This is a genomic window from Streptomyces sp. MI02-7b, from assembly GCF_033793585.1.
GTDB lineage: Bacteria > Actinomycetota > Actinomycetes > Streptomycetales > Streptomycetaceae > Actinacidiphila.
Genome location: NZ_JARAWX010000026.1, coordinates 63,833 through 76,408, shown reverse-complemented (window position 1 = coordinate 76,408; position 12,576 = coordinate 63,833). Strand labels below are relative to the sequence as shown.

The 12,576-nt window shown below is 72.6% G+C and carries 12 protein-coding genes; 8 read left to right on the top strand and 4 right to left on the bottom strand.

Annotation, left to right across the window (positions count from 1 at the left end; genetic code table 11):
- Window positions 1–170 precede the first annotated feature (170 nt).
- Window positions 171–2,234 (top strand): phosphocholine-specific phospholipase C, encoded by a 2,064-nt coding sequence (locus PV364_RS32915; protein ID WP_319664216.1) that lies wholly within the window; start codon window positions 171–173, stop codon window positions 2,232–2,234.
- 46 nt (window positions 2,235–2,280) lie between these two features.
- On the opposite strand, the gene PV364_RS32910 is transcribed toward PV364_RS32915, so the two are convergent.
- Window positions 2,281–2,742, bottom strand: coding sequence for an Lrp/AsnC family transcriptional regulator (locus tag PV364_RS32910; protein ID WP_319664215.1), 462 nt, complete (start codon window positions 2,740–2,742; stop codon window positions 2,281–2,283).
- 94 nt (window positions 2,743–2,836) lie between these two features.
- Here PV364_RS32910 and PV364_RS32905 point away from each other — a divergent pair, with 94 nt between their 5' ends.
- Together PV364_RS32905 and PV364_RS32900 are read left to right on the top strand one after the other, a co-directional pair.
- Window positions 2,837–3,682: an LLM class flavin-dependent oxidoreductase gene (locus PV364_RS32905; RefSeq protein WP_319664214.1), complete on the top strand. Its 846-nt coding sequence runs from the start codon at window positions 2,837–2,839 to the stop codon at window positions 3,680–3,682.
- Window positions 3,683–3,684: 2 nt separating this feature from the next.
- Window positions 3,685–4,116 carry a nucleoside deaminase gene (locus tag PV364_RS32900; protein WP_319664213.1) on the top strand — a complete coding sequence of 144 codons (432 nt, stop codon included), beginning with the start codon at window positions 3,685–3,687 and terminating at the stop codon, window positions 4,114–4,116.
- 17 nt (window positions 4,117–4,133) lie between these two features.
- On the opposite strand, the gene PV364_RS32895 is transcribed toward PV364_RS32900, so the two are convergent.
- From PV364_RS32895 to PV364_RS32885, 3 genes are all read right to left on the bottom strand, one after another.
- Window positions 4,134–5,180, bottom strand: coding sequence for an ABC transporter permease (locus PV364_RS32895; protein ID WP_319664212.1), 1,047 nt, complete (start codon window positions 5,178–5,180; stop codon window positions 4,134–4,136).
- Between the two features lie 2 nt (window positions 5,181–5,182).
- On the bottom strand, window positions 5,183–6,772 hold the full coding sequence (locus PV364_RS32890; protein WP_319664211.1) for a sugar ABC transporter ATP-binding protein: 1,590 nt from the start codon (window positions 6,770–6,772) through the stop codon (window positions 5,183–5,185).
- 99 nt (window positions 6,773–6,871) lie between these two features.
- Window positions 6,872–7,924 carry a sugar ABC transporter substrate-binding protein gene (locus PV364_RS32885; RefSeq protein ID WP_319664210.1) on the bottom strand — a complete coding sequence of 351 codons (1,053 nt, stop codon included), beginning with the start codon at window positions 7,922–7,924 and terminating at the stop codon, window positions 6,872–6,874.
- Window positions 7,925–8,184: 260 nt separating this feature from the next.
- Here PV364_RS32885 and PV364_RS32880 point away from each other — a divergent pair, with 260 nt between their 5' ends.
- Genes PV364_RS32880 through PV364_RS32860 form a run of 5 tightly spaced genes read left to right on the top strand, consistent with a single transcriptional unit; the run spans window position 8,185 to window position 12,461 of the window.
- The gene (locus PV364_RS32880) at window positions 8,185–9,525 is read left to right on the top strand and encodes an enolase C-terminal domain-like protein (RefSeq protein ID WP_319664209.1); all 1,341 of its coding nucleotides are present in this window, start codon (window positions 8,185–8,187) and stop codon (window positions 9,523–9,525) included.
- Complete coding sequence (locus tag PV364_RS32875; RefSeq protein ID WP_319664208.1) at window positions 9,522–10,286, top strand: SDR family oxidoreductase; 765 nt, start codon at window positions 9,522–9,524, stop codon at window positions 10,284–10,286. Before PV364_RS32880 ends, PV364_RS32875 begins: the two co-directional genes overlap by 4 nt.
- A gap of 14 nt (window positions 10,287–10,300) precedes the next feature.
- Window positions 10,301–11,302, top strand: coding sequence for an aldo/keto reductase (locus PV364_RS32870; RefSeq protein ID WP_319664207.1), 1,002 nt, complete (start codon window positions 10,301–10,303; stop codon window positions 11,300–11,302).
- Entirely contained in the window at window positions 11,299–11,610 is a 312-nt protein-coding gene (locus PV364_RS32865) for an L-rhamnose mutarotase (RefSeq protein ID WP_319664206.1), read from the top strand. The genes PV364_RS32870 and PV364_RS32865 overlap by 4 nt, the downstream gene beginning before the upstream one ends.
- Window positions 11,607–12,461, top strand: coding sequence for an amidohydrolase family protein (locus PV364_RS32860; protein WP_319664205.1), 855 nt, complete (start codon window positions 11,607–11,609; stop codon window positions 12,459–12,461). Before PV364_RS32865 ends, PV364_RS32860 begins: the two co-directional genes overlap by 4 nt.
- Window positions 12,462–12,576: the final 115 nt, after the last annotated feature.

Below are 12,576 nucleotides of genomic sequence, written 5' to 3'. Positions count from 1 at the left end.
CAACTGCCCCCGGGAGCAGTCGTGTCGGGACTGCGGGCGCTCTCGGGCGGGCGGCGGGTTGGCGCAGGCTTCGCGGGTGCTTCTCCTCGGCGCCGACGGGAGTTCGCGCGGGCCTGGTGACACTGGCCACCCCTGCTACGGCCGCGGACCTCCCGGGAGACAGGCCTTACATGAACGCCATCGACCGCAGACGCTTCATGCAACTGGCGGGCGGCACCGCCGCCTTGTCCGTGCTCTCCACCAGCATCGCCCGAGCGGCGGAGATCCCGGCGAACCGCAGGACGCGTTCGCTCCAGGATGTCGAGCACATCGTCGTCCTGATGCAGGAGAACCGCTCCTTCGACCACTACTTCGGCACGCTGCGCGGCGTCCGCGGTTTCGGTGACCCCCACCCGGTGACGCAGCCGAACGGCAAGTCGGTGTGGCACCAGTCGGACGGCACGAAGGACGTCCTGCCCTTCCGCCCGGACCACGACGACCTCGGGCTGGCGTTCCTGCAGGACCTGCCGCACGGCTGGAACGACGGCCACGCCGCCGTCAACCAGGGCAAGTACGACAGGTGGGTGCCCGCCAAGTCCGCCACCACCATGGCGCACCTGACCCGCGACGACATCCCCTTCCACTTCGCGCTCGCCGAGGCCTTCACGATCTGCGACGCGTACCACTGCTCGTTCATCGGCTCGACCGACCCGAACCGCTACTACATGTGGACGGGGTACACGGGCAACGACGGCAAGGGCGGCGGCCCGGTCCTCGGCAACGAGGAGGCGGGCTACGCCTGGACGACGTACCCGGAGCGCCTGGAGCAGGCCGGCGTGTCGTGGAAGATCTACCAGGACGTCGGCGACGGCCTCGACGCGGCCGGCGGCTGGGGCTGGATCGAGGACGCCTACCGCGGCAACTACGGCGACAACTCGCTGCTGTACTTCGACCAGTACCGCAACGCCGTGCCCGGCGACCCGCTGTACGACAGGGCCCGCACCGGCACCGACGCCAAGAACGGCGAGGGCTTCTTCGACATCCTGCGCGCCGACGTCACCGCCGGCACGCTCCCCCAGGTCTCCTGGATCGTGGCGCCCGAGGCGTTCACCGAGCACCCCAACTGGCCGGTCAACTACGGCGCCTGGTACATCGCACAGGTGCTGGACGCGCTGACCTCCGACCCGGAGGTGTGGAGCAGGACGGCGCTGCTGATCACCTACGACGAGAACGACGGCTTCTTCGACCACGTCGTCCCGCCGTTCCCGGCCGCCTCCGCCGCGCAGGGCAAGTCCACCGTCGACATCACCGGCGACCTGTACGCGGGCTCGGGCTCGCGCCCGGCGGGCCCCTACGGGCTCGGCCAGCGCGTGCCGATGTTCGTGGTGTCGCCGTGGAGCAAGGGCGGCTACGTCTGCTCGCAGACCTTCGACCACACCTCGATCCTCCAGCTGATCGAGCGCCGCTTCGGGGTCACCGAGCCCAACATCTCGCCCTGGCGCCGCGCGGTGTGCGGCGACCTGACCTCGGCGTTCGACTTCCGCCACACGGACACCGACGCGGCGGAGCTGCCGGACACCAGCGGCTACCTCCCGCCGGACAACGACCGCCACCCCGACTACGTGCCCACCCCGCCGGTCAAGGGCGCGCTGCCCCGGCAGGAGCCCGGCATGCGCGCGGCGCGGGCCCTGCCGTACGACCTGTCGGCAGACGGCCGGGTGAGCACCGCCACCGGCTCGCTGCGGATCGACTTCGCCTCGCACGGCGCCGCGGGCGCCGGCTTCCTGGTGACGTCGGCGTCGCACGCCGCCGGCCCGTGGACGTACACCGTCGAGGCAGGGCGTTCGCTGTCCGACACGTGGAGCGTCGCCGAGGACGCCCAGGGCGGCTACGACTTCACCGTCCACGGCCCCAACGGCTTCCTGCGCCGCTTCGCCGGGCGGGTCACCGGCGCGGGCCCGGAGGTCAGCGCCCGCCACGACGGGGACCTCGGCATCGCACGGCTCGTCCTGACCAACGACGGCGCCGGCACGGTGCAGTTCACGGTGGCGGACGGGTACGGCAAGGAGAAGGCGGCCACCTACAGGCTGCGTCCCGGCACCCGCGTCGTGCACTCCGCGGAGACCAAGCGCAGCAAGGGCTGGTACGACCTGACCGTGACCGCGGACCACGACGCGTCCTTCGTGCGCCGCCTGGCCGCCCACGTGGAGAGCGGCTTCACCAGCACCAGCGACCCGGCCATCGCCGCCCGCTGACCGCACGGCACCGTCCGGCACCCGCGTCCGCCGGACCGCCGCGCCGTCACGGCGCGGCGGGCGCGGGGCCGCCCGGTCCCCGGAACGGCAGGGTCTGCCGGTAGACCACGCTGGTGGTCGTGGACCCGAAGCCGGCCAGTTCGTCCATGACCTCCTCCAGGTGGGCCATGGACGTCGCGGCGACCTTCAGCACGTAGCAGTCGTCGCCCGTGGTCCGCAGGCACTCCAGGATCTCCCGCCGTTCGCCGAGCAGGCGGTGCAGCGGCTCGTGCCGGCTGCCCGGATACTTCAGCCGGACGACCGCGAGCACGGGGAACCCCGCCCTGCCCAGGTCGACCTCGGCCCGGTAACCCGTGACGACGCCCAGCGCCTCCAGCCGGCGGACCCGCTCGGTCGTCGCCGACGGACTCAGACTCACCCGGCGGGCCAGTTCGGTGAAGGGGACTCGCCCGTCGCGCTGCAACTCGTCCAGGATCGCCCAGTCGGTCGCGTCAAGACTCTCGGCCATACGCCGAGAATACCGGTGGATCCACGGCAGTCAGCCCCGCACACCGTGAGGAATGGCTTACCCGCGGCCACCCGCGGTGGATAGCCTCATCGGCATGCAACTTGGTGTGAACGTCCCGAATTTTGGACCGGGTACCGACCCCGGGGTGTTGCGCGACTGGGCGCGGACGGTGGAGGGGCTCGGCTTCGACCTGCTGATGGTCTCCGACCACCTGGTGGTGACACCCGACGTGGCCGAGCAGTACCCGGCCCCGTTCTACGAGCCGTTCACCACGCTCTCCTGGCTGGCGGGGGTCACCGAACGGGTGAGCCTCGGGACCACGGTGCTGATCGTGCCGTACCGGCACCCGCTGGCCGTGGCCCGGATGGCCGCCAACCTCAACGCGCTCAGCGGCGGCCGGCTGGTGCTGGGGGTGGGCATCGGCTGGGCGCGCCAGGAGTTCGAGGCACTCGGTGTTCCCTTCGAGCGGCGCGGGCGGCTGACGGACGAACACCTGGGCGCCATGCGGGCGGCGTGGCGGAACGGGACCGACTACGCCGGCGGGCCGATCCCGCTGTGGGTCGGCGGCAACAGCGACGCGGGCATCCGCCGGGCGGTCCGGTTGGGCGACGCCTGGCATCCGCTGCGTGCCACGATGCCGTGGATGCGCGAGGCGCTCGGCCGCCTCGCGTCGGCCGCGCTGGAGGCGGACCGGCTCGTCCCGGCGTTCGCTCCGCGGATCCTGCTCCGCCTCACCGACGCCCCGGTCACCACGCCCGACCGGCGTGCCGGTGAGGGCACGCTCGACCAGATCATGGACGATCTGCGCCAACTGCGCCTGATGGGCGCGAAGTCGGTCGTCCTCGACCCTTTCAGCGGTGACCCCCACGAGACGCTGCGCCCGCAGCGGGCATGGCACGCGCTCGCGGCGGTGGCCGCCCGGCGCACGGAGACGGAGTGACGATGGACGACGAGACGACACGCCTGCTGCGCAGGGCCGTCGCACTGGCCGCCGAGGCCCGTGCCTCGGGCAACCCGCCCTTCGGGTCGCTGCTGGCCGGCCCCGACGGCACGGTTCTGGCAGAGGAGCGCAACAGCAGCATCACCGACGGCGACATCACCGCCCATCCCGAACTGAAGCTGGCCCGCTGGGCGGCGCGCGAGCTGGACCCGGCGACCGCGGCCGCCACGACGATGTACACCAGTTGCCAGCCGTGCGGCATGTGCGCGGGCGCCCTGGAGCGCTCCGGCCTCGGCCGGGTGGTGTACGCCCTGTCCGGCGAACAGCTCACGGGCCTGAAGTCGCCCGCCGCGAGGGCCGGGTTCCCGCACGTTCCGCAGGAGGGCCCGGCCCTGTACGACGAGGCCCGCGTCCCGGTCGAGGGCTACTACTGACCGGCCGCCGGCCGGTGTCACTCCTGCTTCTCCCCGGAGGCGAAGCGGGAGATGATCAGGGCGACGATGATGATCGCGCCGTTGAGGAACTGGTTCCACAGCGGCGGCACGCCCGCCAGGGTCATGACGTTGACGACGAGTTGCAGGGTGAGCACACCGGTCAGCGCCCCGAAGAGCGTGCCGCGCCCGCCGTTGAGGCTGACGCCGCCGATGACGGTCGCGGCGAAGACCTGGAAGATCCAGCCGCTGCCCTGGTCGGCCGAGATCGACCCGTAGTGCCCGCTGTACAGGACGCCCGCGAAGGCCGCGAGCACCCCGCCGACGATCAGGACGACCCAGGTGATCCGGTCCACGCGGATGCCCGCGGTGCGGGCGGCCTCGGCGTTGCCGCCGATCGCGTACAGCGCCCTGCCGTGGCGCAGCCAGGCGAGGGCGCAGCCGCCGACGGCGAACAGGAGGGCGCAGACCCAGATCGCGGCGGGCACCCCGAACCAGGAGGCGTGACCCAGATAGGTGAACGAGCCGGGCAGTTCGACGATGGAACGCCCCTCGGAGATGGCGATCTGCAGACCGCGCAGCATGGTGAGGGCGCCCAGGGTGACGATGAAACCGTTCAGGCGCAGCTTGAGGATCAGGAAGCCGTTGACCGCGCCGATCACCGCGCCCACCAGCAGGCACAGCGGGATCGCCGTCCATACGGGAAGGAGTTCCAGGCCGGTGAAACGGCCGCCGGAGGAGGGCAGCACGAGCCACACGGCGATCACCGGGGCGACGCCGATGGTGGACTCCAGGGACAGGTCCATGCGCCCGGCAATCAGGATCAGCGCCTCGGCGAGCACCAGCAGGCTCAGCTCGGTGGACTGCTGGGCGACGCCGATGAGGTTGTCGGAGGTCAGGAAGGCGGGCGAGACGATGAAACCGATGACCCCGAGCACGAAGATGGCCGGGACGAGGGAGAGTTCGCGGAAGCGCGCAAGGCCGCCGGGCCCGCGGCGCGGCGCGTCCGCCGCGGAGTCCTTCGCGGTGGGCACCGGGGGTTCGGTGACGTCGGTGGTGGCGGACATGACTACCTTTCCTGCTCTCGGGGGCCGGGGACACCGGCGGTGTCGTTCGCTCCGGCGGACGGGGCGCGGGACACGCCCTCCATGGCGGCGACGAGTTCCTCGTCCCGCCAGCCCCGGCCGAACTCCGCGACGACCCGGCCGTGGAACATCGCCACGATCCGGTCGCAGGCCCTCAGGTCGTCCAGTTCGTCGGAGATGATCAGTGCCGCCCGGCCCGCGCCGGCGACCTGGCGGATCCTGCCGAGCAGGAACTCCTTGGACCGCACGTCCACGCCGTTGGTCGGCCGGACCGCCACCAGGACGTGCGGGTCGGTGGCGAGCGCGCGGGCGACCACGACCTTCTGCTGGTTGCCGCCGGACAGCGCGGAGACGGGCGTGGCGAAACCCGGGGTCCTAATGTCCAGGTCCGCGATCATCCGCTCGGCGAAGTCCCGGGTGCGCGAGGGGAGCACGGTGCCGAACGGCCCGAGCTGGTCGGTGACGGTCAGGGTGGCGTTCTCGGCCACGCTGCGGTTGCCGACCAGTCCCTGGTGGTGGCGGTCCTCGGGCACCAGGCCCACGCCCGCCGCGATCGCGTCGGGCACCCCGCCGGCCCGCACCTGGCGCCCGGCGACGGCGATCCGCCCGGTGTCGGCGCGGTGCAGCCCCGCGATGGTCTCGCCGAGCCGGACGTTGCCGCTGGCGGTGGCTCCCGCGAGGCCCACCACCTCACCGGCGCGCACCGAGAGGCTGACGTCCCGGTACGCCCCGTCGAGCGTCAGTCCGGCGACGGAGAGCAGTTCGGGTCCTTCGCCCTCGCCCGCCACCGAGGCGGCTGCCGTGGTCTCCCCGGGCCGCCCCGCCCCGGCGGACTCCCCCGTCATCGCCTCCACCAGGGCGTCGTGGTCGATCTCGGCCACGGGCGCGGTCACGATGTGGCGGGCGTCGCGGTAGACGGTGACGGTGGTGCAGAGGTCGTAGACCTCCTGCAGGTGGTGCGAGATGAACAGGAAGGCCACACCCTGGCGTTGCAGGTCGCGGAGCTTGTCGAACAGGCGCGAGATGCCGCGGGCGTCCAGACGTGCGGTGGGCTCGTCGAGGATGATGAAGCGCGCGCCGAAGGACAGCGCCCGGGCGATCTCGACGAACTGCCGCTGCTCGACGGTGAGGTCGCGGGCCCGTGCGGCGGGGTCGATGTCGACCCCGTACTCGGCGAGCAGGTCCGTCGCCCGCTGCCGCAGGGTCTTCCAGCGGATGGGCCGCAGGGCCGTGGCACTCTGCCGGTTGAGGAAGAGGTTCTCGGCCACCGACAGCTCGCCGATGACCGTGGAGCGCTGGTAGACGCACGCGACGCGGGCGCGCCAGGCGTCGGTGTCCCCGAACGAGGGAGCCGGTGCGCCCGAGAAGCGCAGGCTCCCCGCGTCGGGCTGGTGCAGGCCGGTGAGGATGTTGACGAGGGTGGACTTACCCGCGCCGTTGCGGCCGACGAGTGCGTGCGACTCGCCGGCGGCGACCGAGATGCGGGCGTCGCGCAGCGCCACGGTGGCGCCGAAGCGTTTGCCGATCCCGGTCGCCTCGGCCACGGGGGGCGGAGCGGTGGCGGGGTCCGCCATGGTGGATTCCGTTCTGCGGATGCGGTGCGGGCGGGCGGTGCGATGGGGGTGCGGTGCGATCGGGTGGGGCCGGCCGCCGGCCGGCCCCGAGGTCGCGGGTCAGCCGATGTTGTTGCCCCACAGGGCCTTGTCGTCGACGTTGTCCTTGGTCACCAGGGGCGCCGGGAGCTGGTCCTCCAGGCCGTTGGGGATGGCGATGATGGTGGAGTCGTGGTCGGTGGGCCCGGCCTTGAAGGTCTTTCCGTCGGCGGCTGCCTCGGCGTAGAAGAGCGCGTACTTGGCGTACAGGTCGGCGGGCTGGGAGACGGTCGCGTCGATCTCGCCCTTGCGGATCGCGTCGAGCTCCTGCGGGATGCCGTCGTTGGAGACGATGAAGATGTGGCCCTTCTGGCCGGCCGGCTTGAGCAGGCCCTTCTGCTTCAGCAGGGCGAGGGTGGGCTGCAGGAAGACACCGCCGGCCTGCATGTAGACACCGCCGAGGTCGGGGTGCTGGGCGAGCAGGCTCTGCAGCTTGGCCGACGCCACGTCACCCTTCCAGTCGGTCGGCAGCTCGAAGACCGTGATCCCGGGGAACTTGTCCTTCATGCAGGCCGCGAACGCCTCGGAGCGGTCCCGTCCGTTGATGGAGTCCAGGGCGCCCTGGAACTCGGCGACCTTGCCCTTGCCGCCCATCTGCTCGCCGAGGAACTCGCACGCCTTGGTGCCGTACGCCTTGTTGTCGGCGCGGACGACCATGTAGACGTCGCCCTTGTCGGGGCGGGTGTCCACGCTGACGACCGGGATCTTCTTGCCGGCCAGGGTGTCCAGCGTGGAGGCGATGGCGCCGGTGTCCTGCGGGGCCATCACGACGGACTTCGCGCCGGTGTTCTCGAACACCTGCACGTTGGCGACGAGCTTGGTGACGTCGTTCTGGGAGTTGCTGCGCGGCAGGGCGTTCAGGCCGTCGTCCTTGATGCCCTGCTCGATGTACTGCGCGTAGGAGTTCCAGAAGTCGGAGTCGGAGCGCGGCAGGTCGATGCCGATGGCCGGCTTCTTGTCCCCACCTGCCCCGGCGGTGCTGTCGCTGCCGCGGTTGCAGGCGGTGGCGAGGGCGGCCATCGCGAGTGCGGCCGCGGCGGCCGCGGCGGTGGAGCGCGTACGGGCGAGCTTCATGGCCGTGTTCTCTCCTTGCCCAGTGCGGGGGCGATTCATCCGAGGTATCGCGGACGAGAAGGAAAGTAAGTCCGCCGTGCGGCCGTGACAACCCCCTGTACGGACACGATCGGAGGAATCCGTCGCCCACAGTGCCCGAGACGCTCTCCTGGCACAGACATCCGAGGAATGGATTGCCAGCCGCGGCCGATGGCGCTTACAGTCACCGTGGCGCGAGACCTCCGATGTCTTGCCCATGGCCGAGCGTGAAAGGCAGCCACTTGTCCGCGACCTCCGCCTGTATCACCGCGATCGACACCCATGACATCCGCTTCCCCACCTCACGGGAACTGGACGGGTCGGACGCGATGAACCCGGACCCCGACTACTCCGCCGCGTACGTGGTGCTGCGCACCGACGCCGACGACGGCCTGGAGGGGCACGGCTTCGTCTTCACCATCGGGCGCGGCAACGACGTCCAGGTCGCGGCGATCGAGGCACTGCGCCCGCACCTGGTCGGCCGCCCGGTGGACGAGGTGTGCGCCGACCCCGGCTCGGTCGCCCGCGACCTGACCGGCGACAGCCAGCTGCGCTGGCTGGGCCCCGAGAAGGGCGTGATGCACATGGCGATCGGCGCCGTCGTCAATGCCGTGTGGGACCTGGCCGCCAAGCGCGCCCACAAGCCGCTGTGGCGTCTGCTGGCCGACGCGGAGCCCGAATGGCTGCTCTCCCAGATCGACTTCCGCTACATTGCCGACGCCCTCACCCCTGAACGCGCCCTGGAACTGCTGCGGCGCGGCAAGGAGGGCGCGGCCGGCCGCGCCGCGACGCTCCAGGAGCAGGGCTACCCCGGCTACACCACCTCGCCCGGCTGGCTCGGCTACTCCGACGAGAAGCTGACCCGGCTCGCCAAGCAGGCGGTCGCCGACGGCTTCGCCCAGATCAAGCTGAAGGTCGGCGCCGACCTGGAGGACGACATCCGCCGGCTGCGCGCCGCCCGCGCCGCCGTCGGCCCCGACGTGCGCATCGCGATCGACGCCAACCAGCGCTGGAACGTCGGCGAGGCCGTGGCCTGGGTGAACGCGCTCGGCGAGTTCGAGCCGTACTGGATCGAGGAGCCGACCTCGCCGGACGACGTCCTCGGCCACGCCGCCATCCGCGAGGCCGTGGCCCCGGTGCGGGTCGCCACCGGCGAGCACGTGCAGAACCGCATCGTCTTCAAGCAGTTGCTGCAGGCCGGGGCGATCGACGTGCTCCAGATCGACGCGGCGCGTGTCGGCGGCGTCAACGAGAATCTGGCCATCCTGCTGCTGGCCGCCGCCTTCGGTGTGCCGGTCTGCCCGCACGCGGGCGGCGTCGGGCTGTGCGAACTGGTGCAGCACCTGTCGATGTTCGACTTCGTGGCGCTGTCCGGTACCACCGAGGACCGCACCATCGAGTACGTGGACCATCTCCACGAACACTTCGTGACCCCGGTCGTCATCCGGCACGGCCACTACACCGCACCCGCCGCACCCGGATTCTCGGCGCAGATGAGACCGGAATCGATCGACGAGTTCCGCTACCCGGACGGTACGTTCTGGGTGGCCGACCGGGCACGGCAGGAGGGACAGCAGGCATGAGCGGACTGGACGGGCTCGACGGGCTGACAGCCCTGGTGACGGGCGGGGCCTCGGGGATCGGACTGGCCACCGCGCGGCTGCTCGCCGAGCGCGGCGCCCGGGTCGCCGTGCTCGATCTCGCGCCCGGCGCGCTGCCGGAGCCGCTGCTGGCGTTCAAGGCGGACGTCTCGGACGACGCCTCCACGCGGGCCGCGGTCGACGCGGCGGCGCAGGAGCTGGGCGGTCTCGACATCCTCGTCAACAACGCCGGGATCGGCGCCGCGGGCACCGTCGAGGACAACCCCGACGAGCAGTGGCACCGCGTCCTCGACGTCAACGTCCTCGGCATGGTCCGCACCACTCGCGCGGCCCTCCCCCACCTGCGGCGCTCCGCCCACGCCGCGGTCGTCAACACCTGCTCGATCGCCGCGACCGCGGGCCTGCCGCAGCGCGCGCTGTACAGCGCGAGCAAGGGCGCGGTGCTGTCGCTGACCCTGGCGATGGCGGCCGACCACGTCCGCGAGGGCGTCCGCGTCAACTGCGTCAACCCCGGTACCGCCGACACCCCGTGGGTGGCGCGGCTGCTGGACGCGGCCGACGACCCCGAGGCCGAACGCGCCGCCCTGCGGGCCCGGCAGCCCATGGGCCGCCTGGTGACCGCGGAAGAGGTGGCGGCTGCCATCGTCTACCTGGCGAGCCCCGCGGCCGCCTCGGTCACCGGCACCGCGCTCGCGGTCGACGGCGGCATGGCCGGGCTGCGCCTGCGCCCGGCCGGGCAGTGAGGGGAACGGCCGGGATGCGACGCAACACACTGGGCCGCAGCGGCGTCCCCGTGACCGCGGTGGGCTTCGGCGCCGCCGCGATCGGCAACCTCTTCACGCCCGTCACCGACGAGGCGGCGGCGCAGGCCGTCGACGCCGCCTGGGACGCGGGCATCCGCTACTTCGACACCGCCCCGCACTACGGCCTGGGGCTGTCCGAACGGCGCATCGGCGCCGCCCTGCGCGACCGGCCGCGAGAGCAGTACACCGTCTCCACCAAGGTGGGCCGCCTCCTGGTGCCCGCCGAGGACGGCGGCGCGGCCGGCGACGACCTCGCGAACGGCTTCGCCGTCCCCGCCACCCACCGCCGGGTCTGGGACTTCAGCGCCGACGGCGTGCGCCGCAGCATCGAGGACAGCCTGGAACGCCTCGGCCTCGACCGCATCGACGTCGCCTTCCTGCACGATCCGGACGAGCACGCCGAAGAGGCCTTCGGCCAGGGCTACCCGGCCCTGGAGAAGCTGCGCTCCGAGGGCGTCGTGGACGCCATCGGCGCCGGCATGAACCAGACGGGCATGCTCGCGCGCTTCCTGCGCGACACCGACGTGGACGTGGTGCTGATGGCCGGCCGCTACACGCTGCTGGAGCAGGAGGGCCTGGCCCAAGTACTGCCGGAGGCGGCGGCGCGCGGCAAGAGCGTGGTGGTCGGCGGCGTCTTCAACTCCGGCCTGCTGATCGACCCGCACCCGGACGCCCGGTACGAGTACGCGCCGGCGCCCGCCCCCGTCCTGGCCCGCGCCCGCCGGCTCCAGACCGTCACCGGCCGCCACGGCGTCCCGCTGCGCGCGGCTGCCCAGCGCTTCCCGGCGGGCCACCCGGCCGTGTCCAGCGTGCTGCTGGGGCTGCGCTCGCCCGCGGAGGTGCGGGACGCCGAGGCGATGCACAAGCACCCGCTGCCGGCCGCCCTCTGGGACGACCTGCGCGCGGAGGGGCTGCTCGACGCCGACGTGCCCGTCCCTGCCGGGGAGGCGTGGTGAGAGTCGCACTGCACACCAGGGTCCACACCGACCGGATCGAGGAGTACGAGGCGGCGCACCGCGAGGTGCCCGGGGAGCTCACCACCGCGATCCGCGCCGCGGGTGTGCGCGAGTGGACGATCTGGCGCAGCGGCACCGACCTGTTCCACCTCCTGGACGTGGACGACTACCCCGCGATGATCGCGGCACTGGAGCGGCTGCCCGTCAACATCGCCTGGCAGGCGCGGATGGCCGGGCTGCTGGAGGTCGCGCACGACTACTCGGCGGACGGCGCCGGGGCGGCCCTTCCGATGGTGTGGGAACTGTGAGCGTGCCGCACGGCGTCGTGGACGCCCACCACCACGTCTGGGACCTGTCCGTCCGCGACCAGGACTGGATCACCGGCGAACGGCTGGCGCCGCTGCGCCGCTCGTTCTCCGTCACCCACCTCGAACCGGACGCGCGGGCGGCGGGCGTCATCGCCACCGTCCTCGTGCAGACCGTCACCGTCGCGGAGGAGACGCCGGAGTTCCTGGCCCTCGCCGCGCGGGGCGGTCTCGTCGCGGGGGTCGTGGGCTGGACCGACCTGACGGACCCGGCGGTCGCCGGCCGGCTGGCCGCCTTGCGTGAACTGCCCGGCGGTGACCGCCTGGTGGGCATCCGCCACCAGGTGCAGGGCGAGGCCGACCCCGAGTGGCTGCTCCGCCCGGACGTGCAGCGCGGGCTGCGCGCCGTGGCCGACGCCGGGCTGGTCTACGACCTGGTGGTCCTGGCCGAGCAGTTGCCGGCGGCCGCCAAGGCCGCGGCGCTCCTGCCCGACCTGGTGTTCGTCCTGGACCACCTGGGCAAACCCCCGATCGCCGCGGGCACGTTGCGCCCGTGGGCGGACGACGTGCGGGCGCTGGCCGCGCTGCCCAACGCCGTCTGCAAGCTGTCGGGCATGGTCACCGAGGCCGACTGGGACACCTGGACCACCGCCGACCTCGCGCCCTACGCCGGCACCGTGCTCGACGCCTTCGGCCCGGACCGCCTGATGTTCGGCTCCGACTGGCCGGTCTCGCGGCTCGCCGCCTCCTACGCCGAGGTCGTCGACGCCGCCCGCACCCTGACCGATCACCTCAGCCCCGCCGAACGCGACGCGGTCTTCTCCGGGACCGCCCGCCGCGTCTACGGCCTTTGAGGGACGCCGACCCCGTGGGCGGTCCGGCCCGGACCGCCCACGGCGTGGCACCGGCGAAACCGGAGGCGCCCGACCCGCCGCGCCACGACGGCACCGGCACCGGACCCGTCCCGGG

Excerpts from the sequence above, each read along its gene's own strand:
- PV364_RS32915 (WP_319664216.1), top strand. The coding sequence starts at position 171 with ATGAACGCCATCGACCGCAGACGCTTCATGCAACTGGCGGGCGGCACC.
- PV364_RS32885 (WP_319664210.1), bottom strand. The coding sequence starts at position 7,924 with ATGAAGCTCGCCCGTACGCGCTCCACCGCCGCGGCCGCCGCGGCCGCA.
- PV364_RS32890 (WP_319664211.1), bottom strand. The coding sequence starts at position 6,772 with ATGGCGGACCCCGCCACCGCTCCGCCCCCCGTGGCCGAGGCGACCGGG.
- PV364_RS32895 (WP_319664212.1), bottom strand. The coding sequence starts at position 5,180 with ATGTCCGCCACCACCGACGTCACCGAACCCCCGGTGCCCACCGCGAAG.
- PV364_RS32870 (WP_319664207.1), top strand. The coding sequence starts at position 10,301 with ATGCGACGCAACACACTGGGCCGCAGCGGCGTCCCCGTGACCGCGGTG.
- PV364_RS32905 (WP_319664214.1), top strand. The coding sequence starts at position 2,837 with ATGCAACTTGGTGTGAACGTCCCGAATTTTGGACCGGGTACCGACCCC.
- PV364_RS32910 (WP_319664215.1), bottom strand. The coding sequence starts at position 2,742 with ATGGCCGAGAGTCTTGACGCGACCGACTGGGCGATCCTGGACGAGTTG.
- PV364_RS32875 (WP_319664208.1), top strand. The coding sequence starts at position 9,522 with ATGAGCGGACTGGACGGGCTCGACGGGCTGACAGCCCTGGTGACGGGC.
- PV364_RS32900 (WP_319664213.1), top strand. The coding sequence starts at position 3,685 with ATGGACGACGAGACGACACGCCTGCTGCGCAGGGCCGTCGCACTGGCC.